This window comes from Luteibacter anthropi, assembly GCF_011759365.1.
GTDB lineage: Bacteria > Pseudomonadota > Gammaproteobacteria > Xanthomonadales > Rhodanobacteraceae > Luteibacter > Luteibacter anthropi.
Map to the genome: position 1 here is coordinate 181,437 of NZ_JAARLZ010000003.1, position 22,061 is coordinate 203,497.

19 protein-coding genes, 1 tRNA gene and 1 other RNA gene are annotated in these 22,061 nt (G+C 64.9%); 13 read left to right on the top strand and 8 right to left on the bottom strand.

All coding sequences use genetic code 11. The features are described 5' to 3' along the window. Positions 1–48: 48 nt before the first annotated feature. The 4 genes from ffs to HBF25_RS06275 all read right to left on the bottom strand — a co-directional run bounded on the left by ffs (position 49) and on the right by HBF25_RS06275 (position 2,187). An RNA gene (gene ffs / locus HBF25_RS06260) (signal recognition particle sRNA small type) lies at positions 49–145 on the bottom strand. Positions 146–427: 282 nt separating this feature from the next. Continuing rightward, positions 428–518 (bottom strand) — tRNA-Ser (locus tag HBF25_RS06265). A gap of 191 nt (positions 519–709) precedes the next feature. Next, complete coding sequence (locus tag HBF25_RS06270; protein WP_166947099.1) at positions 710–1,468, bottom strand: MBL fold metallo-hydrolase; 759 nt, start codon at positions 1,466–1,468, stop codon at positions 710–712. Continuing rightward, on the bottom strand, positions 1,465–2,187 hold the full coding sequence (locus tag HBF25_RS06275; protein ID WP_166947100.1) for a 3-deoxy-D-manno-octulosonic acid kinase: 723 nt from the start codon (positions 2,185–2,187) through the stop codon (positions 1,465–1,467). Before HBF25_RS06275 ends, HBF25_RS06270 begins: the two co-directional genes overlap by 4 nt. 46 nt (positions 2,188–2,233) lie before the next feature. Here HBF25_RS06275 and HBF25_RS06280 point away from each other — a divergent pair, with 46 nt between their 5' ends. Beyond that, positions 2,234–3,307, top strand: coding sequence for a glycosyltransferase family 9 protein (locus tag HBF25_RS06280; protein WP_341778050.1), 1,074 nt, complete (start codon positions 2,234–2,236; stop codon positions 3,305–3,307). 74 nt (positions 3,308–3,381) lie between these two features. Here HBF25_RS06280 and HBF25_RS06285 read toward each other — a convergent pair whose 3' ends face one another. Both HBF25_RS06285 and HBF25_RS06290 read right to left on the bottom strand, forming a co-directional pair. Further along, positions 3,382–3,786, bottom strand: coding sequence for a DUF6165 family protein (locus HBF25_RS06285; protein WP_166947102.1), 405 nt, complete (start codon positions 3,784–3,786; stop codon positions 3,382–3,384). 40 nt (positions 3,787–3,826) lie between these two features. Beyond that, a complete protein-coding gene (locus HBF25_RS06290; RefSeq protein WP_166947103.1) occupies positions 3,827–4,717 on the bottom strand; it encodes a LysR family transcriptional regulator in 891 nt (296 codons plus the stop codon). Between the two features lie 88 nt (positions 4,718–4,805). Here HBF25_RS06290 and HBF25_RS06295 point away from each other — a divergent pair, with 88 nt between their 5' ends. The 3 genes from HBF25_RS06295 to HBF25_RS06305 are packed head-to-tail and all read left to right on the top strand — an operon-like array spanning position 4,806 to position 7,578. Next, positions 4,806–5,756: an NAD-dependent epimerase/dehydratase family protein gene (locus HBF25_RS06295; RefSeq protein WP_166947104.1), complete on the top strand. Its 951-nt coding sequence runs from the start codon at positions 4,806–4,808 to the stop codon at positions 5,754–5,756. A gap of 55 nt (positions 5,757–5,811) precedes the next feature. After that, positions 5,812–6,918 carry an FAD-dependent oxidoreductase gene (locus HBF25_RS06300; RefSeq protein WP_166947105.1) on the top strand — a complete coding sequence of 369 codons (1,107 nt, stop codon included), beginning with the start codon at positions 5,812–5,814 and terminating at the stop codon, positions 6,916–6,918. Positions 6,919–6,927: 9 nt separating this feature from the next. Beyond that, positions 6,928–7,578 carry a LuxR C-terminal-related transcriptional regulator gene (locus HBF25_RS06305; protein ID WP_166947106.1) on the top strand — a complete coding sequence of 217 codons (651 nt, stop codon included), beginning with the start codon at positions 6,928–6,930 and terminating at the stop codon, positions 7,576–7,578. 63 nt (positions 7,579–7,641) lie between these two features. Here the strand turns inward: HBF25_RS06305 and HBF25_RS06310 are convergent, their stop codons facing one another. After that, complete coding sequence (locus HBF25_RS06310; RefSeq protein ID WP_243853098.1) at positions 7,642–10,299, bottom strand: hybrid sensor histidine kinase/response regulator; 2,658 nt, start codon at positions 10,297–10,299, stop codon at positions 7,642–7,644. Positions 10,300–10,395: 96 nt separating this feature from the next. Here HBF25_RS06310 and HBF25_RS06315 point away from each other — a divergent pair, with 96 nt between their 5' ends. The 8 genes from HBF25_RS06315 to HBF25_RS06350 all read left to right on the top strand — a co-directional run bounded on the left by HBF25_RS06315 (position 10,396) and on the right by HBF25_RS06350 (position 19,123). Further along, positions 10,396–11,727: a dicarboxylate/amino acid:cation symporter gene (locus tag HBF25_RS06315; protein ID WP_166947107.1), complete on the top strand. Its 1,332-nt coding sequence runs from the start codon at positions 10,396–10,398 to the stop codon at positions 11,725–11,727. Continuing rightward, on the top strand, positions 11,724–12,746 hold the full coding sequence (locus HBF25_RS06320; RefSeq protein ID WP_166947108.1) for an alpha/beta hydrolase: 1,023 nt from the start codon (positions 11,724–11,726) through the stop codon (positions 12,744–12,746). The genes HBF25_RS06315 and HBF25_RS06320 overlap by 4 nt, the downstream gene beginning before the upstream one ends. 34 nt (positions 12,747–12,780) lie before the next feature. After that, on the top strand, positions 12,781–14,271 hold the full coding sequence (locus HBF25_RS06325; protein WP_166947109.1) for an OprO/OprP family phosphate-selective porin: 1,491 nt from the start codon (positions 12,781–12,783) through the stop codon (positions 14,269–14,271). A gap of 49 nt (positions 14,272–14,320) precedes the next feature. After that, complete coding sequence (locus HBF25_RS06330) at positions 14,321–14,611, top strand: hypothetical protein (protein ID WP_166947110.1); 291 nt, start codon at positions 14,321–14,323, stop codon at positions 14,609–14,611. A gap of 84 nt (positions 14,612–14,695) precedes the next feature. Further along, entirely contained in the window at positions 14,696–15,619 is a 924-nt protein-coding gene (locus tag HBF25_RS06335; RefSeq protein ID WP_166947111.1) for a VirK/YbjX family protein, read from the top strand. 194 nt (positions 15,620–15,813) lie between these two features. Next, positions 15,814–16,719 (top strand): LysR family transcriptional regulator, encoded by a 906-nt coding sequence (locus HBF25_RS06340; RefSeq protein ID WP_166947112.1) that lies wholly within the window; start codon positions 15,814–15,816, stop codon positions 16,717–16,719. Between the two features lie 209 nt (positions 16,720–16,928). Beyond that, the gene (locus tag HBF25_RS06345; RefSeq protein WP_166947332.1) at positions 16,929–18,443 is read left to right on the top strand and encodes a catalase; all 1,515 of its coding nucleotides are present in this window, start codon (positions 16,929–16,931) and stop codon (positions 18,441–18,443) included. A gap of 44 nt (positions 18,444–18,487) precedes the next feature. After that, complete coding sequence (locus HBF25_RS06350; protein WP_243853100.1) at positions 18,488–19,123, top strand: ankyrin repeat domain-containing protein; 636 nt, start codon at positions 18,488–18,490, stop codon at positions 19,121–19,123. A 6-nt stretch (positions 19,124–19,129) separates the two neighbouring features. Here the strand turns inward: HBF25_RS06350 and HBF25_RS06355 are convergent, their stop codons facing one another. Further along, positions 19,130–20,377, bottom strand: a complete 1,248-nt coding sequence (locus HBF25_RS06355; RefSeq protein ID WP_166947113.1) for a histidine-type phosphatase — start codon at positions 20,375–20,377, stop codon at positions 19,130–19,132. 191 nt (positions 20,378–20,568) lie between these two features. Here HBF25_RS06355 and HBF25_RS06360 point away from each other — a divergent pair, with 191 nt between their 5' ends. Further along, positions 20,569–21,930: a deoxyguanosinetriphosphate triphosphohydrolase gene (locus HBF25_RS06360; RefSeq protein ID WP_208392448.1), complete on the top strand. Its 1,362-nt coding sequence runs from the start codon at positions 20,569–20,571 to the stop codon at positions 21,928–21,930. The last annotated feature ends 131 nt before the right edge of the window (positions 21,931–22,061 follow it).

A 22,061-nucleotide genomic window follows, 5' to 3' on the forward strand; every position in this document is an offset into this window, starting at 1 on the left:
TGCCAAGGACCGAGGTCGGGCGAAAGCTTGCGCCTGAAAAGGCGATGACCCTGCCAGCCACACCCCGGCACCCGAGTCGTCCGCTACCGTTGCTTCCTTCCGGACCTGGCGGGATTTACGGACTATCGTCGCGGGGGGACCGACAGGGTCACCATAAAGACGGTAGTTCTGTTTACTGCTCGCTTCGCATCGCTGGGCTTTGCTCGCTTCGCATTGCAAAAAAGCAGGTTGCTCTGACCTTTAGCGCCGGGCGGGATTGCTCGGGCTATCCTGCCCTCGCCCCTTCGCTTCGCTACGGGGTCGGCCTGCGGCCGACCGAATTTGTTCCAGACAAATTCGTCGAACCCGCGCGGGTTCAAATCCCGCCCCTCAGGCTGCGGCTCCGTTTGGCGGAATCGCGGACTGTGGGAAGCCTTGATCTTGCAAGTGGCGGAGAGGGCGGGATTCGAACCCGCGATACGCTATTAACGTATACACACTTTCCAGGCGTGCTCCTTAAACCACTCGGACACCTCTCCGCACTGGTACAGCTTCTTCCTTGCCGGAATCCTGCCCGACAAAGAAGCGGAAGGATAACGGGAGCGTGGCGGGGACACAAGCGTTTGGCGCTTCGGGTTTGTTCGGGGTTATCGCGTTACCGGTCGCGCGCAAGCACGCTCCTACAGGGCCTTGCCTTGTAGGAGCGCGCCTGCGCGCGACCGGAATAACCTCAACCCGCATCTCCCCGCGTGGCATGTGGCTCAGGCAACCCCAGCCTCTCCCCCGGATGCGCAATGCGATACCCCCGCCCCTCCAGCGTCTCACCGTCACCGACACTGCCGTAGTGGTACAGCGCCATGCGCGAACGCATCTCGTCGGGATATTCCCGCTCCAGATCATCCACGCCGGTGTGCGACGGATTGCCGATCACCCCGCAATCGTGGGCTACCAGCTCGCCATGGGCGCCATGGATCGCCAGCGCCTCGGGCACGGGCCGCGTGTCACCCGTGAAAACGAAGCTCCCGCGCAGGGCCAGGCCGTACGAAGTGCCCTGGACGTGGTGGCGCGTGGGAAAGACATCGAACCAGAGACCCTCGTGCCAGAAACCCCGGGTAAAGGGCACCAGATGAAAGGCCTCCCAGTAATTGACGCCGCCCTCGGCGAGGGCGCCAGGGTAGTCGGCCACCCTGCCCTGCAACCATGGCAGCAGCCCGGCATGCAGGTAGACCCTGGTGCGACCGCGGAGCGCCTCATCGAACCACAGGCGGAAGAACAGGCGTTCCATGCCTGCCACGTGGTCCATATGGGTATGTGTGATGTACAGCGCCGACGGAGGCGCGCCGTAAGTGGCCACGTAGCGATCCAGCGTGTCGGGACCGCAATCGACCAGCAGCAGCGGTTGTCCATCACGCTCGACCACCACGGCCGACGAGCCCAGTTCCACCGCATGGGCGGCGCCCGTACCCAGAAAATGCAGATGCCAGCTCACGACAGGCTCCGTTCGTATGCGGCCACAAGTGCGGGCCAGAGCACCGCATCGAAGGTGTCGCCACCTTCGGCAGCCCCTACTTTCACCAGCGAACGCCGCAGGCGTGACAGGTTGCCCTGGCGCCAGCCGGCAGCCGGGCTGCGCAGGCGGCCCTTGTCGAAATCGATGAGATGCAGGCCCTGCGCGTTCACGAGGATATTGTGTGCGTTGAGGTCCGCATGCCACACGCCCTCGCGATGAAAGCGTGCCACGAGCTCGCCTGCCCTTGCTGCAAGCGCTTCGTTGAAACCGCCCTGGGCGACCTTTTCGGCAAGCGTGACCGCATCGGGAATGCGCAAGGTGATGAGGTCGGCCGAATAGCGCAGGCCATGCCGGAGATACCGCGCCGCCACGGGCGGCGATATGGGCAGGCCCCTGCGCTCCAGTTCCACGAGCAGGCGGAATTCACGCTCGCTGCGGGTACGCTGGCGCCCTGTGAACAGGTAGCGATCGCCCAGCAGGGCGGCCACCATGCCACCGCGCCGATAATGGCGAAGCACCGCCTCGCCAGCCGGTGAATCGATGATGGCCACGCCGCCGCGACCACCGGCCTGGGTGCGCAGCAGACCGCGCTCCCGCCAGTACTCCGGCGAAAACCAGTCGTGGCCGACTTGAGCTGTACGGGCCGCGTCGAACAGAATCGCTCCGTCCGCAGCCTCCATTACGCGATGGTCTGTCATTGTCGGGCCGCCCATCATGGCGGCCTCCCGTCCCGGTAATCCAATCGTGCCCAGTCTACCAAGCCGCCCCCTCCCGTCGGGAGATTCCAGTCTCTGCATCCTGCGCACGTCCGCCATCGGCGACGTGACGCATGTCGTACCGCTCGTGCGCACCCTTCAGGAGAAGGCGCCGGCGACCCGGCTGACCTGGATCGTGGGCAAGCTCGAGCGCCGGCTGGTCGGCGACCTGCCGGGCGTGGAGTTCATCACCTTCGACAAGGGCAAGGGCCGCGAGGGCCTGCGCGAGGTGCGGCAGGCCCTGGCCGGAAGGCGCTTCGATGCACTGCTGCACATGCAGGTGGCCTTGCGCTCGAACCTGCTCAGCCTCACGGTGAAGGCGGATCGTCGCATCGGTTACGACAAGGCCCGCTCGAAAGACCTGCACGGCTTGTTCGTCAACGAGCGGATAGCCGCCCGTAGCGGTGAACACGTGCTCGATGCCATGGCCAGTTTCATCGAACCGCTGGGCCTGGCACAGACGCAGGTTCGCTGGGATATCCCAGTCTCCTCCGACGACCGCGACTGGGCCGCAGGGCAACTGCCCGGCGATATGCCGACCTTGCTGGTCAGCCCGATGTCCAGCCATGCGCTGCGTAACTGGCGTGTCGAGCGTTATGCCGCACTGGTGGACCATGCCATGTCGCGAGGCATGCGCGTTGCGCTGGTTGGTGGCCCTTCGGAGGGCGAACGCGCACTGGCCGATGCCATCCTCGCGCAGGTGAAGAACCGGCCTTTGGACCTCACTGGCAAGGACACGCTGAAGCGCTTCATGGCTCTACTGGGGCGCTCGTCGATGCTGCTTACGCCCGATTCCGGCCCGATGCACATGGCCAACGCGGCCGGTGTGAAGGTGCTTGGGCTGCATGCAGCCAGCAATCCGGACCGCTCGGGCCCGTATTCCGACCGGCGCTGGTGTGTGAATCGATATGACGACGCGGCGCGGAAGTTCCTCGGCAAGCCGGCGTCGGAGATTCCGTGGGGTACCAAGATCGAGAAGCCTGGCGTGATGGATCTCGTTGAAGTGAGCGATATGGTGGATCGCTTCGAGGCCTGCGCGCAGTTTCTCCGCATCTCCCTGTAGGAGCGCGCCTCGCGCGCGACCGGACGTGCCGATACCCCCGGTCGCGCGCGAGGCGCGCTCCTACAGGGGTGTTTTCACGCTTCAGGGGCGCGGTAGTCCTGGTATGACTTTTCTTCCACCAGGGTTGAACCCAGCTTCAGGTTGATCTCGCGCTTGATGGCTGCGCGCTCGTCGTTTTCGAAATACACCGAACGCGCCAGCTTGACGAAATCGGCGTCGAACTCCTGCGCGCGCTCCTTCAGGCGGATGCGATCCTCGATATCCCACAGGCGCTTGTTCACCGCCAGCAGGCGTTCGGTTTCCGCCGCAATGTCGGTCTTCGACGCGCCGTCGTTCTTCCACGTCGCATCCAGCAGCTCAAGCTCGTTGCGCACGTTGGCGAGCTTTGCCTCGTCGCGGATCTCTTGCAGCTTGATCTGCAGGATGGTCATCTTGTCGATCAGCTCGCCGTAGGAAACGGGGGTCTGGATCAGGCTCATGGTCGGTCTCCACAGGGCGGACGCGGGAGGTTAGCAGTTTTCATGTGTGCGGATAGGCCGTGAGGGCCTCGGCGAGATGATCGAAAACGGCGCGCACGCGCCGGCTTGCACGTAAGTCTTCATGGGTGACGACCCAGACATCCAGCGGCACGTCGGCCGCTTCCGCAAGCAGGCGTTCCAGTCCGTAACGACGCCCGAGCGGCGCCTGGCAGATGCCGATGCCGTAGCCGGCCTTCATCGCCGCCAGCGCGGCCAGGTCGTTGTCGGTGCGCAGGCTGAAATGCTCGCGCGTATACGGCAGGTCGGCGGGACGGATGGCACGCACGTAGGAGCGCTCTTCGTCGAAGCCGATCAGCGCATGTTGCGTCAGGTCGGCGAGGCGTTGTGGCCGCCCGGCAAGGTCGAGGTAATCGGGACGTGCGTAGAACCCCATCGACACACGACCGACGTGCCGCGCCACCAGCGCATCCTGTTTGGGCGCCGTATTGCGCACGGCGATGTCCGCGTCGCGTCTGAGCAGGTTTTCGGTGCGATTCGTGGTGGACAGCTCGAAAATGATGCCCGGGTGCTCACGACGGAATGTCGCCAGCATGGCCGGCAGCACCTCCGCGCCAATCACCTCGCTGGCGGTGATGCGCACCACGCCACGCAATTCGTCCTGGGCGCCTGATGCTGCCCGCCACATGGACGCCGCTGCCGCCGCCATGGACTCCGCATGTGGCAGCAGTTCGCGGGCGGCATCGGTCGGCACCAGGCCCTGGGGGCCCCGCGCGAACAGGGGCACATCCAGCGCCGCCTCCAGTTCACGCACATGGCGCCCGAGGCTCGGCTGGGTCATGCCCAGCGCCCGGGCGGCGGCGGAAAGGCTGCCCTCCCGCATCACCGAGAGGAAGGATCGAAGCAGATCCCAGGAGAGGGCCTGGCTATTCATTTTTTTATGGCAACCATAAGCATTTAGCCAATTCCCGTATAGCACGAACGGGCACAGACTGGCTTCACCTTCTTCCGGATACGCCACCATGACCCACAAGACTGCACTCGTTCTCGGCGCCACCGGCGGCGTCGGTGGTGAAACCGCCCGCGCCCTGCTCGCTGCCGGCTGGCAGGTCACCGCCCTCACCCGCCGCCTGCCCACCCGCAGCTCCGACATTCGCTGGGTGCAGGGCGATGCCCTGCATGCAGACGACGTCCGTGCCGCCGCTCGCGGTGCCTCGGTGATCGTGCATGCCGTGAACCCGCCGGGATATCGCGACTGGGAGCGCCAGGTGCTGCCCATGATCGACAACACCCTGGCCGCCGCACGCCAGCACGGCGTCCGGGTCGTGTTGCCCGGCACGATCTACAACTACGGGCACGATGCGTTTCCACTGCTTCGCGAGGATTCCCCCCAGCATCCCGTCACCCGCAAAGGCGAGATCCGTGTCGAGCTGGAGCGACGCATGGAGCAGGCTGCGCATGAAGGCGTGCGCTCGCTGATCCTGCGCTGCGGCGACTTCTTCGGTCCGCATACGGGCAATAACTGGTTCTCGGGTGGCCTGGTGAAACCGGGCAAACCGCTGAACGTGCTGCCGTATCCCGGCGATGCCTCCCTGCCCCATGCCTGGGCGTATCTGCCGGACGTCGGCACAACACTCGCGGCGCTACTGGCCGACGAGGAGAACCTCGAAACCTTTGCGCGCTATCACTTCCACGGCCACCAGATCACCGGCCACGAACTGCTGGCAGCGCTGCGACGCGTCACAGGAAATGCTTCGCTACGGATGGGCACATTCCCGTGGCCGTTGCTCACGCTTGCATCGCCTTTCGTCGAAACACTGCGTGAACTGCGCAAGATGCGTTATCTGTGGAAAGCATCGGTGGAACTCGACGGGACACGACTCCGTGAACGTCTTGGCAACGTGCCGGCTACGCCACTGGATGTCGCGCTGATGCGCACGCTCGAAGCCCAGCAGGTTCCCGTGCATCGTTGACGCGGTCATGCGCACGGGCCTAGGCTGCATGTATCGCACACATGGAGCCAGGTCGATGAACCATCCTTCGGTGCTGATCGCAGGTGCGGGTCCCACCGGACTCGCGGCCGCTCTCTTCCTGGTACGCAAGGGTTTCCATCCGCGCATCGTGGATGCGGCAACGACACCCGCTGCGCATTCCCGTGCACTCGCCGTGAACCCACGCACACTCGACCTGCTGCAATCCACGGGCGTCACCGAGCGCATGCTGGCGGAAGGTCGTCCGGCCCGAGGTGTCTGCTTCCATGAAAACGGCAGGCAGCTGGCCTGCGTGGAGGCCGAGCGCATGCATCCCCGCTACGGGCTCCTGGTGCTTTCACAGGAGCGTAGCGAGGCCTTGCTAACCGAAGCGCTGGCTGCGGAAGGCATCGTCGTGGAACGCGGACGCAAGGCAAGCCTGCTCTGCCAGGACGACATGTCGGCACGGGTCTGCCTCGACGACAGCTGCGTGGGTGTGGGCCATTTCGATGCCGTGTTTGCAGCCGATGGTGCGCACAGCGGTTTCCGTCAGAAACTGGGCATCGATTTTCCCGGAAGCGCCTTTCCGGAAACATGGCCCTTGTTCGACATTCCGCTGGATACCTCGCTGGATAACCGCTACGCCCATGTCCTGTTCTTCCCGGACGGCATGATGTTCCTGCTCGCCCTGGATGACTCCGTGTGGCGCGTCATCTCCAGCCTGCCTGATCCGCTGTCGCGACTGCCTTCGGGTACAACGGCCGGGTCGCCCCTGTGGACTTCCAACTTTCATATCGCCCATCGGGTCGCTGACCGTTGTGCTCTGGGCAGGGTGGCGCTGGGCGGCGATGCGGCGCATATCCACTCCCCCGTGGGTGCGCGCGGCATGAACCTGGGTATCGAAGACGCCGCCGCTTTTTCGTTGTGCCTGTCGGCGCGGCCGGATCACGTCGCCGAGGCACTCGCCACTTACAACAGCCAGCGCCATATCGTGCACGAGGCCGTCGTGGAGCGGATCAAGGCGGTTACCACGGTGGCACGCGGTGGCAATGCGGCGTTGCGCGGCCTGCGTCGCGCGGTACTGCCCATCGCTGCGCATGTGCCACTGTTCAGGCGCTTCGCCTTGCGCACGGTCATGGGGCTGGACCACCCCGCACCCGGTTAGAATCGGCTTATGGCCATCACCTTGCTCATTGCCGACGACCACCCCATGTTCCGCGGCGCGCTGCTGCACGCGCTCGCCGACCTCCTGCGTGAAGGGCGTGCCCTTGAAGCAGGCAGTCATAGTGCGATGGAGGCCGTACTCGCCACCGGGGAACCCGTCGATCTCGTCCTGCTCGACCTGACCATGCCGGGTGCCATGGGGTTTTCCTCGTTGCTCTGGCTGCGTGGCGAGCACCCGGATATCCCTGTGCTGGTGGTGTCGTCCAACGATCACCCGCGCAATGTGCGTCGCGCGCAGCAGTTCGGTGCTGCGGGATTCGTCTCCAAATCCACGCCTGCCGAGGTGCTGCGCGATGCGGTGGCCGCGGTGATGCGCGGGGATACGGCCTTCGTGGGTACGCGTGCGGAACGCAGCGATGAGGACGCGAAGCTTGCCGCCCGCCTGTCCAGCCTCACGCCGCAGCAGTTCCGCGTGCTGATGCTGCTGGCCGAAGGCATGCTCAACAAGCAGATTGCCGCCGAACTGGGGCTTGCGGAGAACACGGTGAAGATTCACGTCACCGCCGTGTTGCAGAAGCTGGACTGCCGCTCGCGTACCCAGGCCGCGGTACTGGTGAAATCCCTCGACATCGACGAAGGCGTCGAAGGCTCGCATTTGTAGGAGCGCCTTGCGGGTGACCTTTCCCGCTGGTTTTCGCCTGTACGGTCGCGCGCAGGCGCGCTCCTACGAAGGTGGGTGGGAGACCATGAGAAGGCGGCTCAGTACCGCCCGCAATCGCGCGGGAGCCAGCGGCTTGGTCAGATAACGCAGGCCCTCGTCTGCCGCGTTGCGGATGTCGGATTCCGATGGCCTCATGGCGATCAACACCGTCGGCGGCTTCGTGCCCCAGCGCGCGCGCAGACTCGTTCGCAAGCCATCGCCGGGAGCGTCGTCCAGGGGATGTTCCAGGATCAAGACATCCGGCGGGTCATCCGTCTCCGCGTGGCGGAGGGCCGCTTCGGCGCCTCCCACCGCCACGACGTCGCAGCCCCAGCCTGCGAGCAACGAGGCCGTGGAGGCACGCGTGGCTTCGTCGGTATCCACCAACAGGATGCGCCGCCCGACGAGCGGCGAATCGTCATCGACCGCACGATCCGTCGTCGCTTCGACGCCCGGCGCGACGGCCAGCGGCACCGCAATGGAAAACACGCTGCCCCGCCCAGGCCAGGACCGTACCGTCACCGGCGCACCGAGCAGGCGCCCGATCCGGTCAACGATGGACAGGCCAAGGCCCGCGCTGCGCCGGTCACGATCCACGCCACTATCCAGGCGCAGGAATTCGTCGAAGATCGCCCGGGTCTTCGCCTCGGGAATGCCCAGGCCGGTATCCCACACCTCGATACGTGCCGATCCCGCAACGCGCCGGATGCCGATCACGACACGCCCGCGTGGGGTGTAGTGGATCGCATTGGACAGGAAATTCTGCAATACACGACGCAGCAACAACGCATCGCTGCGTACGTGCACCTGCGTGCGCACTTCGTGCAACGCCAGCCCGCGTGCAGCGGCAAGCAGGCCGAACTGACGAGCCAGGTCCGAAAGCATGGGCCCCAGCGCCAGGTTCGTCAGCCTCGGCTCGACGGCCCCACCTTCGAGGCGGGACACGTCGAGCAGGCTTGCGAGCAGTTCGTCCTGGGTCTGCAAGGCCTGGCGCACCCGTTCCACCAGTTCCCTTTCCTCCGCGCCGGACGCCCGTTCGGCCAGCGCGCCGAGGAACATCCGGGCTGCGTTGAGGGGTTGCAGCAGGTCATGCACTGCCGCGGCGATGAAGCGCGTCTTCGAACGACTGACCCGCTCGGCTTCCGCTTTCGCCTCGTTGAGGTCACGCGTGCGTTCGTCCACGCGTTGCTCCAGCGAACTGGTCAACGTACGCAGTTCGCGCGCGGCGGCCTTATAGGCGGTGATATCGGCATAGCTGGTGACGAAGCCGCCATCGGGCAGCGGATTGCCATGAATCTCGAAGGTGGTGCCGTCGGGCCGTTCGCGCTCGTACATATGAGGGCTGCCCTGCCGCAGGTATTGCAGGCGCCGCTCGATGGCGTCTTCCACGTCACCCGGGCCCAGCAGGCCACGGCGCGCATTGAAGCGGAACATGTCTTCGATGGGCCGGCCCACACGCATGTATTCATCGGGGAAGCCGAAGATCTGCTGATATCGGGAGTTCCACGCCACCAGTTTCAGGTCGGCATCGACCACGCTGATGCCTTGCGGCAGGTGTTCCAGGCTGCGCTGTCCGGTCTGTGTGGCCTCGTGGGCTGCGGCAACCACGCTGTCCTGCGCCGAACGCAAGGCGGCGGCATGATGCGCCACCATCTGCTCCAGCTCTTCACGGCTGCGCTGGCGCAAGCGCGCCAGGCGCCAGCGTTGCTGGAGGAACAGGCCGAACAGGATCACCGGCAGCCAGGCGATCAGGACAATCAACGCCGCATGACGCCCGGCGATCATCGCCGGATGCGCATCGGCGAGCAGGTGAAGAGTCCAGGCTTGCTGTGGCATCGCCAGGGAACGCCAGACCACGTCGTGCGACAGCGACGGCGACGTGGCCCTGACCCGCTCACCACCGTCGCCCAGTGGCCCGAAGATCCTGCGTCCGATGGGAGGCAGGGGGCGGCCGCCGTACTGACGGGTCGCATCGATGTCCACACGTGCCGCTTCCGTCAACGGACCCAGGCTGCGATAGCTCCATGCACCGTCGCGGTTGTCCAGGAAAACCACGCCGTGCGCATCCGCCAGGAGCACGATGTCGTTGCCGCCCTTCTTCCAGTCGTCGGGCAGGGTATCCAGGGTGATCTTGAGCACGACCACGCCCAGGCGCTGGCCCGCATCGTCCTCGATGGCCTGCGCGATGAAATAACCTGCCACGTTGGTGGACACGCCTACCGCATAGAAGGTGGCATGCCCCTCGCGCATTGCATCCTGGAAGTACGGCCTGAAACGGTAATCGATGCCGACATTGCTGGCCGGGGTATCCCAGTTGTTGGCGGCGATGGCCCTGCCTTGATGATCCAGCAGGGTCAGCGTGGACGCGTGGGCCGCTTCGTTGGCCCGTTTCATCCAGTCGTCGAGGTTGCGCACCTGCTCCGCGGATGCGGGTGTCGCCAGCGCAGCGCGCAGGTGCGGATCGAGCGCCAGCACCGTCGGTAACACCCGGAAACGATCGATCAGGCGCTGTACCGCCAGAGCATGCAGTTCCAGGCGGTCACCGGCCTGCGCCGCTATGCCATCCATCCCGCGCTGCCAGGCCAGCCAGCCGCCCAGCGTGGCGCTGCCGCCCATGGCAAGCAGGAGCAGGCATAACCATAGCCATCGTAAGGGGCGCCGGATCGACATATCGCGGGGCATGGTCGCATACCCGCCGGCCATCTAACCGGAATGTGTTATGGGTGAATCGGCCCGGACAGGCTACAAAAACGGCAACCGAAGCTTCCGCTGCCCGCCATGTCCCCCAGCCACGCCCTCCCTTCTGCCCCCGTGCCATTCTGGCGACAGACCTACGTCCAGGTGCTGTTTGCCATCGCGCTGGGTGCCCTGCTCGGCCACTGGTGGCCGGATGCCGCCGCCTCGATGAAGCCGCTGGGCGATGCCTTCATCAAGCTGGTGAAGATGGTGATCGCCCCGGTGATCTTCCTCACCGTGGTGACCGGCATCGCCGGTATGCCCCATCTCAACGCCGTCGGCCGCGTGGTGTTGAAGGCGATGGTGTACTTCGTCGTGTTCTCGACGCTGGCCCTCGTGGTGGGGCTCATTGTCGCCAACGTCGTGAAGCCCGGTGCCGGGCTCAACATCCCGCTGTCGTCACTCTCTTCCGCCGAGGTGGCGGGATATGCCTCGAAAGCGCACGACATGTCGCTGACCGGCTTCCTCATGGACATCATCCCGGACACGGTGCTGGGCGCCTTCACCTCCGGCAATATCCTGCAGGTGCTGCTGGTAGCCGTGCTTTTCGGTATTTCGCTCACGCTGGCCGGTGAACGGGCCCGGCCGGTCGTGGACTTCTTCGAGGCCCTGACGGCGCCCGTTTTCCGCCTCGTGCATCTGCTGATGAAGGCGGCACCCATCGGCGCCTTCGGCGCCATCGCCTTCACCATCGGCCGCTATGGCGTGGGCTCGCTGTCCAACCTGTTCCTGCTGGTGGGCACGTTCTACGCCACCTCGCTGCTCTTCGTGATCGTGGTGCTGGGTACCGTCGCCCGCCTCACCGGTTTTTCCATCTTCCGGCTGCTGCGCTACCTGAAGGCCGAACTGCTGCTGGTGCTGGGCACATCATCGTCGGAAGCCGCCCTGCCCTCGCTCATGGAAAAGATGGAGCGTGCCGGTTGCGACAAGTCGGTGGTCGGGCTGGTGGTGCCCACGGGTTATTCGTTCAACCTCGACGGCACCAATATCTATATGACGCTGGCTGCGCTGTTCATCGCCCAGGCCACCAATACGCCCCTGACGCTGGGAGAACAGATCGCCCTGCTGCTGGTGGCGATGGTGAGCTCCAAGGGCGCCGCAGGCGTTACCGGCGCAGGCTTCGTCACGCTGGCCGCCACGCTGTCCGTCGTGCCTTCGCTACCCGTCGCGGGCATGGCGCTGATTCTCGGCGTCGATCGTTTCATGAGCGAATGCCGCTCGCTCACCAATTTCATCGGCAACGCCGTGGCTACCGTCGTCGTCGCGCGCTGGGAAGGCGCGCTCGACCGCAAGGCCCTCGACGCGGCCCTTGCGCCTCGTGGCGTCGACAACGACGGCCACCCGCTCCATGTCACACAGGGGGAAACACCATGAATACCTGTCGCGTCGCGATTATCGCGGCGGCCTTTTTGCTGGCCTGTCTCGGCCACGCCTCGGCACAGGAGGCGCCCGGCAAGCCGGTGACGATCGACCTGTGGCCCGGCAAGCCACCCGGTGGCAACGGGCCTTCCGGCCCCGAACGCATCGGACAGAGCGGCACGGGCGTGGGCGCGGTATCGAATGTGAGCCGGCCGCGTATCGAGGTGTACAAGCCGGCGGGCGCCAATGGCGCGGCGGTGATCCTCATGGGCGGTGGCGGCTATTTCCGCATCGGTATCGGCCATGAGGTGATGCCCACCGCAAAGTGGCTGGCCGCGCTCGGTGTGACGCCCATTGTCCTTTATTACCGCCTGCCCGCCGATCAATGGCCGGCCGCAGCGCCGTTCCAGGATGCGCAGCGTGCCATCCGCATGGTGCGTGCACGCGCGCAGGAGCTGGGCCTTGATCCGAAGCGGATCGGCATCCTGGGCTTCTCGGCGGGCGGCAATCTCGCCGGCATCGCGGAAACCCGCTTTGGCGATGCGTTCTATACGCCTGTGGATGCGACCGACCAGATATCCGCACGCCCGGATTTCGCCGGATTGATCTATCCCGTCGTGTCGTTGCAGGCACCGTTCGACACCACGCGCTCGTTCCGCGAGCTGTCCACCCAGCGCGATGCCGTGCAGGCCTACTCGGTGGAACTGCATGTGTCTCACGACACGCCGCCGACGTTTCTCGCGCAAGCCGCCGACGACCCCATCGCGAACATCGGCAACAGCCTGGTGATGTTCCAGGCACTGAAGAAGAACGACGTAGACGCCGAAATGCACGTCTTCGACAAGGGAGGTCATGGCTGGGGCCTGGGCGATCCCGGTTCCGCGGTGGCGGCATGGCCGCGCCTGTTTGCGGCATGGGCACGGCGCAACGGCTTTTTCTCCGCTGTTGACACTTCACCCTTTGCCCGACCTGCCAGCACTACCGGCCGTCGTGCCACGCCTGCGACCGACGACACCGGTCCCGACGAAAACTGAGCGCCTCCGGGCGCCCCAGGGGAGAACACAATCCATGCGTAACCACACTCGCCTTTGCACGGCGATTACCGCCGTGCTGCTCGCTACCACCGGTGCCCCGGCGTTTGCCGCCGACACGGTGACCAACGCCCAGCTGTTGAAGCTGATCAAGGCGCAGTCGGCGGAAATCGAAGAACTCAAGCGTCGCCTTGCCACGGTGGAAGGTGAACGCCATCCCGCGAGCGATGCCTCCGGCACTCCCGCTGTCGCGGCGAAACCTGCGCTTGCCACCCAACGGGATGCACAGGTCCAGGCCGCCATCGCCGATACGCGCGAAAGCGAGATGGCCGTGGCACTGGCGCGCGGCACGGGCAATGGCGGCCCTGCCGGCGGCAGCACGCGCTGGGGTCGTGGCAACGAGGCCGGCCCGATGTTCCGTAGCGACGATGGCTTCTTCACCTTCAAGCCCGACGGCCGCCTGCTGGTCGACTTCACCCGCACGAAGGGATCGAACTACGCCACGCGCAACATCAGCGGCGCGCAGATCACCAGCGCACGCCTGGGTGGCGAGGGCACGGTCGGCGCGCTCGGGTACCACGTGGAAGCCGACTTCGCCGACAACAAGGTGGCCTTGCGCCAGACCTACCTGACCTATGCCACCCGCCTGTTCGGCAACGCCACGAAGTTCTACCTGGGCAACTTCCTGAAGGACCTCGGCACCGAAGGGTCGTCGGAATCGGCCCGCGTACCGTTCATGCTGCGCAACGCCGCCACGGCCGTGGGCCAGCCGGTGGTGAGCTACTTCGGCATGGGTGCACAGATGCGCATGTACGGCGACAACTGGCACTACAGCCTGTCGGTGAACGGCAATGCCCCGAGCAGTTCCACGTCGGGCACGAGCACGGATTCCACCACCTACCTCACCCGCGCGCACTGGAATCCGCTGAAGAACGAAAGCGGCTTCCTGCACCTGGGTGCCTGGTATTACTACGAGAAGATCAGCGACGCGATCACCAGCATCAACAACACCCCGTCCATCGCGCTGGACTACAACGACAACCTCGCCGTGTCGGCCAACTCCATCGCCAATCCTACCCAGGACCACGGCAAGGGCTTTGAACTCGGCGGCGTACTGCGCAACTTCTGGATGATGAACGAATACGGCAAACGGACGATCGATTCGCGTACCGCGGGTTCTGTCAGCCGGCATGGCTCGTCGTTCGCCGCGGGCTGGATGATCACCGGCGAAGCGCCCGGGTTCTCGTCCCGCTCGGGCAGCTGGAAGGGGGTGAAGGTGAACGATCCGGTGACCTCCGGCGGCTGGGGCGCCTTCGAGCTGGCCGGGCGTGTAGATCACTACGATTTCGCCGACGCGCCCCGTGGCGGCAAGGGCAAGAGCTATACGCTGGGGCTCAACTGGTACCTCAACGACTGGTCGCGCCTGATGCTCAACTACATCCACTGGAACACGGCCAACAAGGTCGGCAGCTTCCAGGGACCCGATGCCGGCAACTCGGTCGGCATGCGGGCACAGGTAGTCTTCTGACAGCCTTGCCACGGCGTGGCCACAGGGTCGCGCCGTGGCGATTAAAGCCTTGGCTAAACTCGCCGATCATTCAGGTGATATCCGCGATGCTCCGGCCATGCCAGTCCAGAATGCACGACACGTCAATCTCCGCGCCGTCCTTGCCCAGCTGGAGGCCGATGGCATCGCCGGCTATGCCGAGCAAGCCGTGTACCTGGGCAACATTACCGAGGGACGGCTGGCCTCGATGGATCGCGGCGGCGCCATCGACGTAATGTTCGCCGAGCACGTGGAATGGGTGCTCCACCGACGCCGGGGCTGGATGGACGAGCTGCACTCCGATGATCCGCTGGAAGCCTGACCCGGGGCCGGACGAAAGCTTGCGAAAGCCAGCCGAAAGTTATTGCGATTAGCCTCGCCGTTACGTCCCCACGCGAACGCCCCCATGCCTGCCCTGAACAGGATGCTTCAGAGCCTCCGCAACCGTAACGATTGGTCGAACCGCCGGTCCTACCGGTCGTCCGCCCTGCGCTATGCGGTGCGATGCCTGGCGGCTCCCCTGCTTCACCTGCGCTGGCTGGCCCTGCTCGACAGCCACCCGGCCCTTCGGGCCGCCGTACAGCGCGACGGCCGGCTTATCGAGCGCTGGCAGCACCGCTTCCTCAGCCGCGGTTACGGCCAGCGCAAGACGCTGCGCACGGTCATGGACCATTTCCGTTTCCTCACCGCCGAACTCCCGGCCGGCATGCTGGAGCGCATCTATACGGACGGCCGCGTGGTGCTTACCGAAGTACCCATGAAGAGCGGCGAACCGCTGCGCGTGCTGCTGATGCCGCCGGTCCGCAAAGGTTGCGAAGGCGAGTTGAATCTTGCCCTGGCCACCGCCGACGACACCCTGCTGTTCTCGGCCACCATCACCTTCGCGCCCTCGCGTGGTGAACTGCTGATCGGCTGCCTGCAAGGTCCGTCCACCGAAGACGGCCAGGAGCGCGTGCGCACGGTCACCCGGCAGTGCCATGGCCTGCGTCCGAAGAACCTGCTGCTGTCGCTCATCTACGCCATCGCGGCAGAACACGGTATTTCCCGTATCCGTGGCATCGGCAACGACCGCCATGCCCTCGCCCGCTCGGGCAAGGTCAAGGCGTCGTACGATGCCTTCTGGATCGAATCCAGCGGCGTGCTTGCCCGTGACGGCTTCTTCGACCTGCCGCCGTCCGAGCCCGAGCGCAACGAGCAGGATGTGGCCAGCAAGCATCGTTCGGCCTTCCGCCAGCGTGAAGTGCTGAGGCATGAACTGATGCGACGGGTGGTGTATGCGCTGTCGCACGAGATCGAGGTTATCGACCAGGGCAACCGCGTCGCCGCCTGACCCGGCTTGTGTAGGAGCCGACCTTGTCGGCGACCGGGAATGGCGATGCATTACCCGCTGCCGCGGGTCGCCGACAAGGTCGGCTCCTACAGGGTTTCGCGATAGCGCCAGGCTATTGTCCTCATCGAAAGCTTCGATTTCCCCCCTTCCGATCCGACGACTAAGCTCACGGGCCTGTCAGGTGAGGGAAGGCAATGGACGTCACCGCGGCTTCGCCGAAACCCAACTTCACCGGCCTGTCGTTCCGTGACCTGGAATACGTGGTGGCCGTGGCGGAGCTGGGCAGCTTTGTGGGTGCCGCACGCCAATGCCATGTCGCGCAGCCCTCCCTTTCGGTGCAGGTGCGCCGTATCGAGGAACGGTTGCATACGCCCATCTTCGAGCGCACGCCGCGCGGCGTCGTGACCACGCCTGCGGGCCATGCCATCGTCGAACAGATGCGCCGTGCACTGGCGGAAGGCCGTGCACTGCTTGCGCTGGCCCGTCGCCCTGACAGTGCTTTCAACGGGGTCCTGCGGCTCTCGGCCATTCCAACCCTTGCCGCATCGTATTTCCCGCGCCTGCTTGCATCATTGCGCAGCGCCTTTCCCAGCGTGGAACTGCTGCTCGGCGAAGCTTCCAGCACCGAACTGTCGGCGGCACTGGCTAGCGGCGACATCGACGCCGCCATCATGACCGCTCCTGTCATCCATCGCTCCCTGGACCACCGCTCTCTCGGCACGGAACCCCTGCTGATGGCCTGCCCTGCCAGCCACCCCGCGGCACGCGCCGACGGACCGGACTGGCACGAACTCGATGCGCCATCGCGCCTGCTGCTCACCGAACCGGACTGCCTGCGCCAGCAGGCGATCCATGCCGCCGGTGCGCCCGGTGCCGCCAAGGCATCGCCGACACTCGATGCCCTGCTCTATCGTGTCGCTGCCGGCGAAGGCTGCACGCTGGTTCCCGCTTCCGCCGAACGTTCGATGCATGGCGTGGTCTATCGCCGGTCGGTGCATCCCGGCCGACAGCGCGAACTGGCCATGGCATGGCGCGCCAGCACCACGCACCGCGACGACATGCTTCGCCTCATGGACGCCATGAGTACCATCCGGCCATAGGCAATTTGCAACGCGACGCTGCACGCGTTAGCCGATGACTATGCGAAGTCACGTATATATGCGGACTTCGTCACATGAAAGGACATGCATTCATTCGCGCTATGACGACCATAGCAACGAACGATTGGATGGCGACGCCACGGATTCGCACCATGCCTGCCAGCACCAGAGGGGTGTATGGCAGGAATGAGACATTGAACAAGGTAACGATGGGACGGCTCGCCTTTGCGCTGGCCGCGATCCTCGGCGGCACCGCCGTCGCCCAGGAGAAGCACCTCACCACCGACGGCGGCGCCCCGGTGGGAGACAACCAGAACTCGCAGACGGCCGGACCGGCGGGCCCCGTGCTGTTGCAGGATTCGCACCTGATCGAAAAGCTGCAACGCTTCGACCGCGAGCGCATCCCCGAGCGCGTGGTGCACGCCCGTGGCACCGGTGCCTTCGGCAGCTTCACGCCCAGCGGCGATCTCTCCGACCTCACCCGCGCCAAGGTCTTCACTCCCGGCACCAGCACGCCGGTGTTCGTACGCTTCTCCACCGTGATGGGTTATCGCGGCTCGCCGGAGCAGGCGCGTGACCCGCGTGGCTTCGCCGTGAAGTTCTACACGCAGGACGGCAACTGGGACATGGTCGGTATCAACTGGCCGATCTTCTTCATCCGCGATGCCATCAAGTTCCCGGACTTCGTGCATGCGAACAAGCCCAGCGCCGTGACCGGCGTGCAGGATGCCGATCTCGCGTTCGACTTTTTCGCCCATACGCCCGAAGCCACCAGCATGCTCACCCACCTTTACACGGTGGAAGGCATGCCGGACTCCTATCGCCACATGGACGGCTATGCGGTCCACGCCTTCAAGTTCGTCAATGCCAAGGGCGAAGTCCATTACGTGAAGTTCCACTGGAAGAGCCTGCAAGGCATCCACGGCCTGCGCCCGAACGAGATCGCCGCCTCGATCGGCAAGGACTGGAACCTGCACACCAATGATCTCTACGGGGCCATCCGCAAGGGCGACGTGCCAAAGTGGGATCTCTATGTACAGGTGCTCACGCCGGAAGAGCTGACCAGGTTCGACTTCGATCCGCTGGACGACACCAAGGTATGGACGGGTGTGCCGGAGCGGAAGGTCGGCACCATGACGCTCGACCGGGTACCGGATAATTACTTCGAAAGCACCGAGGAGTCGGCATTTGCACCGTCACGCCTCGTGCCGGGCATCGAACCGTCCGAGGACCGCATGCTCCAGGGTCGGCTGTTCGCCTACGCAGACACCCAGATGTACCGCCTCGGTCCGAACTACAACAGCCTGCCGATCAACCGTCCCGCCGTTGCCGTGAGCAACGAGAACCAGGACGGCACGATGAATTCGAGCGGCCGCAAGGGCGAGACGAACTACGAACCCTCGGGGATCAACGAAGTGTCGGAAGACCTGTCGGCGAAGAGCGTGCGCACGGCCTTGCAGGGTACGACCCAGCAGCAGGCCACCAGCAAGCCGCGCAACTTCTTCCAGGCTGGTGAGTACTATCGCTCGCTGACCGCCCAGGACAAGACCGACCTGGTCACGGCACTGAGCGGCGACCTGTCCCACGTGCGCAACCAGGACAACCTGTACCGCATGCTGTCGTACTTCTACCGTGCCGACCGCGACTACGGCGAACGCCTGTCCAAGGCCCTGCATGCGGACCTGGCCCGCGTGAAGAGCCTGTCCGACGGCCTGCAGGACTAAGAGGGAGCCGGTCTCCGGGGCATCGCCCCGGAGACCTTCATGTCATGAAAGCCGTTTCCCTGCTTCGTCGCCCTTCCTGCTGGCTGCCGCTGCTTGCCGTACTGGTGATTGCTGGCGTCTGGATCATGTCGCCTTCGCTGCGTCTCGCCGTGCGCCATGTCGATGCGGAAACACTGGGCAAGGCGCAATACGTGGATGCGCATACCTATGACGACACCTGGTTCGATGCCGCCCGTGCCGGCCGCAGCGATATCCTCGATGCACTGCTCGATGCCGGCTATCCCATCGATGCCCGCACGTCGTCCGGCTATACCGCCGCCATTCTCGCCGCTTACGACCACCAGCCCGCCGCCCTCGACTATCTGCTGGAACGAGGTGCCGATGCCTGCCTGGGTGACAGGAATGGCAATACCGCACTCATGGGCGCTCTGTACAAGGGTGAACTCGATATCGCGCGCCGCTTGCTGAAAACCACCTGCCCGATCGATCAGGTCAACAACGCAGGAGAAACCGCCCTGTCCTTTGCCGCCATGTTCGGACGTACCGCCATCATGACCGAGCTGGTGCAGCATGGAGCGGACCCGGCACATCGCGATGCCCAGGGCAGCACCCCTTATCAGGTAGCGCAGAAACAGGGTAACGAGGAGGCGATGCGTGCCTTGCGCCACATCGCTCCCTGAACATCATCAATGATGCAGTCGCTGCGCCGCAGGCTCCAGGCGGGAAGCTACCTGCGACCACGCGCAGACCACCGCCTGGCATCCTACCGGAACGAGAGTCTGCGTATACGGAGGATGCGTCTTGTCCAGCTTCGCCAGGTCACGCAGCTGCTGAAGCGTCTGTGCCCGATACGACACCCGGACGAAACGATGGCCCTTGGCGTCACCGAGCAGTTCGAGCACCAGCGCGCCACCCGGCGGAGGGTCGTCGCGACCATAGCCCGGCACCTGGAAATGCACGCCAAGCAGGCTAGCCAGAGCCGCGATGTTGTTATCGCTGGCCACCAGGACACTCAGGCGGGGAGCATCCGCTTGCCCGAAGCGCTGGATGACGAGGTTCGCCAGCGGAGCACCAAGTCGTTCCGCCATGTAACGAGGCCGCGCATGGATATCGAACAACAGCGCATGCAGCCGCGACATCGCCGCAAGATCGTCGGGAGAAGCCCGCCCCCAGCCCACGTTATCCATGGACATGCCTTCGGCGTATTCAAGCAGGAACACCTCCGCGGTACCCGAACTCGATGCGATCGGCCCGTGCAGGGACAAGGAATGCCCGTCGTCCGAGGGCGCAAGCGACGCCGCGCCCCATAGGCGATCGCAACCGGAAGCACAGCCCAGTACCCGGGCCATGGTGTCGAGGGCTGGCCGGTAAGGCGTAACGATGGCGTCGGGGCCTCCGGTCTCGGCCGCGATCGAAGCAACCGCCGCCTTGGCATCGAAATCCACCACGCCGGCCTCGACGGGATGGAACAGCGGATCGTCGCTGTTCTCAGCCCGATGTTCGACACCTGCGCCACAACCAGGTGCCAGCGTGTCGGCAAGCGCACCGGCGCTGGCGATCGTCCGCTGCTCGGTATTGCTGTGAATCCAGAGGGAGTCCTTTGCCGGACACCCCCGCTCAGGCAGCACCCCGGCCTGCACCAGCCAGTGGCGATGATAGGCGCCCAGCAGGCGCATGCCCTTGTCGCCATGCGGCGTCAGCACGCTCGCTGCCACCGGCCATGCCGGCCAGGTTGAAGTGGCCTGCGCGCCGATCTCACCGGGCAGCGGTGCACGCACGCCATGCCGGAAGACCATCAGCACACGCTCCACCTGCAAGGGAGCATCGGCAGCGGGTGACGCAAACCCTGTGACCGCACTGCCAAAGGCCATAGCGGCAAGCAGCAGGGCCTTTGCCCGCGCAAGCACCGGATGGGAACCCTGTCGGATGTGCATCGTGCCCTCGTGCGTCGCATCGCGCAAACGACAGATCATCGAAAACCGCCATGACCGATCCATGACATCGGAAATGACTACCCTGTATCAGGACGCAGATCGATGATCGGATCATAGGGCGCCGGCCGCAACATGACTGCCGACGCCCTACACTGTGCCTTCCCCACCTGTGGATCAAAGGCTCTTTCGTCATGATGCAATGGGACAAGCTGCTCAATGCCAACCGGCTGGGAAACCGGCCGCCCAAGGAAGAGGAAGGGCGCTCCCCGTTCCATTCCGATCACGACAAAGTCATCTTTTCCGGATCGTTCCGGCGCCTGGCCCGCAAGACCCAGGTCCACCCCCTCGCCACCAACGACCACGTGCACAACCGGCTCACCCACAGCCTGGAAGTGGCGTGCGTCGGTCGTACGCTGGGCATGCGGGTGGGCCAGCGTCTACTGGAAAAACACCGTATTCCCGAGCATTTCAGCGCCACGGACATCGGCGATATCGTGCAGACCGCCTGTCTTGCGCACGATATCGGCAACCCGCCTTTTGGCCATACCGGCGAGGAGGCCATCCGCCACTGGTTTTCCGAGGATGCCGGCAAGGATCTGATCGGTGACCTGGCCGACGACGAGGCCTCCGACCTGCGGCTCTTCGAAGGCAACGCGCAAGGTTTCCGCGTACTGACCACGACGGAATACCACCCCTACGATGGCGGCCTGCGGCTCACCTACGCCTCACTGGGCGCCTTCGTGAAATACCCATGGCTATCGCTCGATGCGGTCACCGGCGACCGCCCCAAGCGCAACAAGTACGGCGTCTATCGCGCGGAAACCGCCCTGTTCGAGGAAGTGGCCCACGCCACGGGACTCATCAACCAGGGCAGGCACTGGTATTCCCGGCATCCACTGGTGCATCTGATGGAGATGGCCGACGACTTCTGCTACGCCATTCTCGACCTGGAAGACGGTATCGAGATGGGCATCCTGCAATGGGAGGAAGTCTTCCAGCTGCTCCGGCCGGTGCTCGACGAAAGCCGCATCGACGAACTCCAGCGCGATCTCCACGGCCTGCGCCCGGGCAGGAAGCCTCCGCTCATCCGTGGCAAGGTCATTTCCGCCTTCGTGGATGCCGGCACCGATGCGTTCATCGCCAACGAGGACGCCATCCTCCGCGGGGAAGTCACCGAACTGCTGCCCTTGTGCGAGGAGCGGGTACGTAACTGCGTGCAGGCCGCCAAGCAGCTCGCGCAGCAGCGCGTATACCAGCATCCGCGTAAGGTCGAGCTGGAAATCGGCGCGTACAACACGATTGCCACGGTGCTGAAGGTCGTCTGCGGGGTCGCGGTCGAACATGCCGAGGGCCGGGGCAAGGACAACTACCGCTCCAAGCGCGTCATCGACCTCATCGGCGAATACTCCTTCCATCCCGAGCTTCGCTCCGCGGGTGAAAAGTCCCCGAAATACCACGCATTGATGCGCGCGCTCGACTACGTCAGCGGCATGACCGACAACTACGTGACCCACCTGGCAAGACAGTTCAGCGGCTCGGGCGATGCCCGCTGAGTAATGCGTATATAGCCCGGCCGAGGCGTCGGCCGGGCTACCACTCACATCCATGATCACGCCGTTATCCCGCCACAAAATGGCCATGCTCCTGCCGGATAGTCACGCAGCCAGGGCACGCCGTGCCTCTT

Bases quoted from the DNA above. Each gene is read 5' to 3' on its own strand.
- HBF25_RS06275 (WP_166947100.1), bottom strand. From the start codon at position 2,187: ATGACAGACCATCGCGTAATGGAGGCTGCGGACGGAGCGATTCTGTTC.
- HBF25_RS06285 (WP_166947102.1), bottom strand. From the start codon at position 3,786: ATGAGCCTGATCCAGACCCCCGTTTCCTACGGCGAGCTGATCGACAAG.
- HBF25_RS06290 (WP_166947103.1), bottom strand. From the start codon at position 4,717: ATGAATAGCCAGGCCCTCTCCTGGGATCTGCTTCGATCCTTCCTCTCG.
- HBF25_RS06295 (WP_166947104.1), top strand. From the start codon at position 4,806: ATGACCCACAAGACTGCACTCGTTCTCGGCGCCACCGGCGGCGTCGGT.
- HBF25_RS06300 (WP_166947105.1), top strand. From the start codon at position 5,812: ATGAACCATCCTTCGGTGCTGATCGCAGGTGCGGGTCCCACCGGACTC.
- HBF25_RS06305 (WP_166947106.1), top strand. From the start codon at position 6,928: ATGGCCATCACCTTGCTCATTGCCGACGACCACCCCATGTTCCGCGGC.
- HBF25_RS06310 (WP_243853098.1), bottom strand. From the start codon at position 10,299: ATGCCCCGCGATATGTCGATCCGGCGCCCCTTACGATGGCTATGGTTA.
- HBF25_RS06315 (WP_166947107.1), top strand. From the start codon at position 10,396: ATGTCCCCCAGCCACGCCCTCCCTTCTGCCCCCGTGCCATTCTGGCGA.
- HBF25_RS06320 (WP_166947108.1), top strand. From the start codon at position 11,724: ATGAATACCTGTCGCGTCGCGATTATCGCGGCGGCCTTTTTGCTGGCC.
- HBF25_RS06325 (WP_166947109.1), top strand. From the start codon at position 12,781: ATGCGTAACCACACTCGCCTTTGCACGGCGATTACCGCCGTGCTGCTC.
- HBF25_RS06335 (WP_166947111.1), top strand. From the start codon at position 14,696: ATGCCTGCCCTGAACAGGATGCTTCAGAGCCTCCGCAACCGTAACGAT.
- HBF25_RS06340 (WP_166947112.1), top strand. From the start codon at position 15,814: ATGGACGTCACCGCGGCTTCGCCGAAACCCAACTTCACCGGCCTGTCG.
- HBF25_RS06345 (WP_166947332.1), top strand. From the start codon at position 16,929: ATGGGACGGCTCGCCTTTGCGCTGGCCGCGATCCTCGGCGGCACCGCC.
- HBF25_RS06350 (WP_243853100.1), top strand. From the start codon at position 18,488: ATGAAAGCCGTTTCCCTGCTTCGTCGCCCTTCCTGCTGGCTGCCGCTG.
- HBF25_RS06355 (WP_166947113.1), bottom strand. From the start codon at position 20,377: ATGCACATCCGACAGGGTTCCCATCCGGTGCTTGCGCGGGCAAAGGCC.
- HBF25_RS06360 (WP_208392448.1), top strand. From the start codon at position 20,569: ATGATGCAATGGGACAAGCTGCTCAATGCCAACCGGCTGGGAAACCGG.